4 protein-coding genes are annotated in these 2,630 nt (G+C 64.1%); 3 read left to right on the forward strand and 1 reads right to left on the reverse strand.

The window, feature by feature from the left end; genetic code table 11:
* From AAGI46_16795 to AAGI46_16805, 3 genes are all read left to right on the forward strand, one after another.
* On the forward strand, positions 1-414 hold a 414-nt coding region (locus tag AAGI46_16795; protein ID MEM1013865.1), incomplete at its 5' end, for a hypothetical protein.
* A 62-nt stretch (positions 415-476) separates the two neighbouring features.
* Positions 477-911, forward strand: a complete 435-nt coding sequence (locus AAGI46_16800) for an ACT domain-containing protein (protein ID MEM1013866.1) — start codon at positions 477-479, stop codon at positions 909-911.
* 24 nt (positions 912-935) lie between these two features.
* On the forward strand, positions 936-1,697 hold the full coding sequence (locus AAGI46_16805; GenBank protein ID MEM1013867.1) for a mechanosensitive ion channel family protein: 762 nt from the start codon (positions 936-938) through the stop codon (positions 1,695-1,697).
* 36 nt (positions 1,698-1,733) lie between these two features.
* On the opposite strand, the gene AAGI46_16810 is transcribed toward AAGI46_16805, so the two are convergent.
* Entirely contained in the window at positions 1,734-2,561 is an 828-nt protein-coding gene (locus AAGI46_16810) for a ferredoxin--NADP reductase (protein ID MEM1013868.1), read from the reverse strand.
* Positions 2,562-2,630 lie beyond the last annotated feature (69 nt).

The following is a 2,630-nucleotide window of genomic DNA, read 5'->3' on the forward strand; positions in this document are numbered from 1 at the left end:
GCTCAGGAGCACTGCCTGCGCGGTTGCCACGAGCTTCTCGCACCCGATGGCCTGCTCTGGCTGGACGTCTTCCATCCGAATCTCGACCTCATCACCAACGCCGTCGGCGGAGCGACCGAGCTGGAGCCCGTCCTCTTCTCGCTCCCGGACGGCCGGGGTGTGATGCGGACGACCAGCCTCTACGCCGACATCACTCGGCAGACACAGCACGTCACCTTCCACTACGCCTGGCACAACAACGGACGCCGCCACGAACAGACGCGATCGTTCGACATGACCTGGATTATGCCGCGTGAGATGGAACGCCTGCTCCGCCTCTGCGGCTTCCAGCTCGTCGACACCTTCGGCGATCACGACGGCAGCGACCTGGACGACGACAGCGAACGCCAGATCGTCCTCGCAAGACGCATCTGATCGGGTCGCAGACTCCGCGCAACTCTCAATGGTGGCTCGGCTGCTCGTGGTACCTTGCGGCCATGCGACGCAACCTGCGTTCGGATGACGAACGGTCGCTCGTTCGCCACGAGCTGACGCTTGATCTGCTGCCGGATCGATATGCGGTGTGCCGCACGGATCGCGAGGTCGGCCCGAGTGAAATCGAGGGCGTGCTCGTGGCCGTCGTGCGGTCACGTAGCGAGGCGATGCCGACGACGCTCATCTGCCCGGACGGCTCGGTCCCAGACGACATCGAGGCGGACTACGGCTGGCTGGTGGTGCGGCTTGTCGGCATCTTCGGATTCGGCGAGATTGGCGTGCTGGCGAGCCTGATCGTCCCGCTTGCCCACGCCGACATCCCGACCCTCGTCGTTGGCAGCTTCGAGACCGACTACGTCCTCGTGAAGACGGATCGCCCGGACCACCTTCGGCAGGTGCTCCAGGAAGCGGGGCACAGCTTCGTTGACACCACGTGACCCGCCGCCGGTATCTTTTCGCCGATGCAGGACGCGACGCCGCTCGAGAGCACGGAAGTCCAACCCGCTGCGACGCAGCCCACCGAACCCGCGGTGGAGCTGCCCGAATCGCTCAGCAAGCCGCCAATCAAGGAAGTCGATCGCTGGATCGACGGGATTATCGAGTACTTCAAAAATGAAGAGATCCGAACGGCGATGTTCGAAGCCGTCGCCCAGCGACTGATCCTGATCTTCATCGTCCTGATCGCGGCGATCGTCGTCATCCGGATCGTGAACAAAGTGCTGAGCGGTGTGCAGGTCGCGCGAGGCGTGCCAGAGGCGGCCGTGTTGCCGATTCGCAAGCTCGTCCGCGGACTGATTTTGCTGCTGGCGGCGCTGGTGACGCTGCAGTTGCTCGGCGTGCCGATGACGGCGGTCTGGGCGACGGTGAGCGCGGTCGTGGGCCTGGTCGCCATCGGCTTCGTCGCCGTCTGGAGCGTGCTGAGCAACATCGCCTGCTCGATCATGCTGATCCTCTTCAAGCCGTTCCGCATCGGCGATCACATCGAACTCGTCGACTCCGCCGGCGGGCCGAATGTGACGGGGCGGGTGAGCGATCTGACGCTGATGTACGTCATCCTGCACGAGAAGCTCGAAGACGGAACCGAGCAGCTCGTGCAGATTCCGAACAACCTCTTCTTCCAGAAGCTCGTGCGACGCCGGTCCGGGAAGGCGTCCGTAGCGCTGGAGGACCACATCGACAAGCACGGGTTCGAAGCCGTGGAGGAGCGAGCGCCGGCGGGTTGATTGGGGCGTTTCAGACTGCGGGCCGTAGCCCCGCAGCTACCAATATTTCTCGAAGTGGACGTTGCCGTCGGGGTGTTCGCGGCTCTTGGGGACAAAGCCACGATCAACGAGCTGGTTGGTGACGTCGTCGATCATCGCCGGATTGCCACAGAGCAGGACGTGGCACTGATCGGGCGACAAGGGCCTTCCGACGAGGTCGGCATAGGTCTTTTCGTCGAGCACCGTGTTGACGCGACCACGCAGGCCGAGCCACCCCTTGCCGTCCACGACGTCGGGCTCGCGGCTGCACGTGGCGATGTAGAGGATCGACTCATCACCCTCGGCGAGGGCTTCGAACTCCTGCTTGTAGCCGAGGTCGTTGCAGAGACGCGTGCCGTGAATGACGATGAATCGCTCCCAACGACCCGTCTCGCGATAGGTGCGGAGCATCGAGACAAACGGTGCCAGTCCGGTCCCCGTCGCGACAGCGACAAGGTCCTTGCCGGCCGGGATGTCGTCGAGCGTGAACTTCCCCTTGCACTTGGGAGCCATGTAGAGGCGATCGCCCAGCGAAAGGTCCCACATCGACGGCGTGAACGCACCGTCAGGCACCTTGGCGACGTAAAACTCGAGGGCCTCCTTGTCCAAAGGCGAAGACGAGATCGAATACGGCCGGAGCGTGAACCGGGCCAGGCCTTTTTTGTTCTCGACCAGCGACTGATCCGCCGCGGGCAGGCCGAGCGTGGCATACTGGCCCGGCTTGTAAACCGGGACGTCGCCGTCGGGGGCGACGCGCATCACCGCGAGGTCGTCAGTGAGATCCTCGCGGCTGATCAGTGTCGCGTTGAAGAGAGTCTCGTCGGAAGGAGGAGCGCTGTCTGGCATGGCGTTGCGGCGTCGTCTCAACGGAGGCGTGGGCGGCAAGTGTTCGCTCAGGGCCTTGCCAGATCAACC

This window comes from Planctomycetota bacterium, assembly GCA_038746835.1.
GTDB lineage: Bacteria > Planctomycetota > Phycisphaerae > Tepidisphaerales > Tepidisphaeraceae > JBCDKH01.

Excerpts from the sequence above, each read along its gene's own strand:
- AAGI46_16800 (MEM1013866.1), top strand. The coding sequence starts at position 477 with ATGCGACGCAACCTGCGTTCGGATGACGAACGGTCGCTCGTTCGCCAC.
- AAGI46_16805 (MEM1013867.1), top strand. The coding sequence starts at position 936 with ATGCAGGACGCGACGCCGCTCGAGAGCACGGAAGTCCAACCCGCTGCG.
- AAGI46_16810 (MEM1013868.1), bottom strand. The coding sequence starts at position 2,561 with ATGCCAGACAGCGCTCCTCCTTCCGACGAGACTCTCTTCAACGCGACA.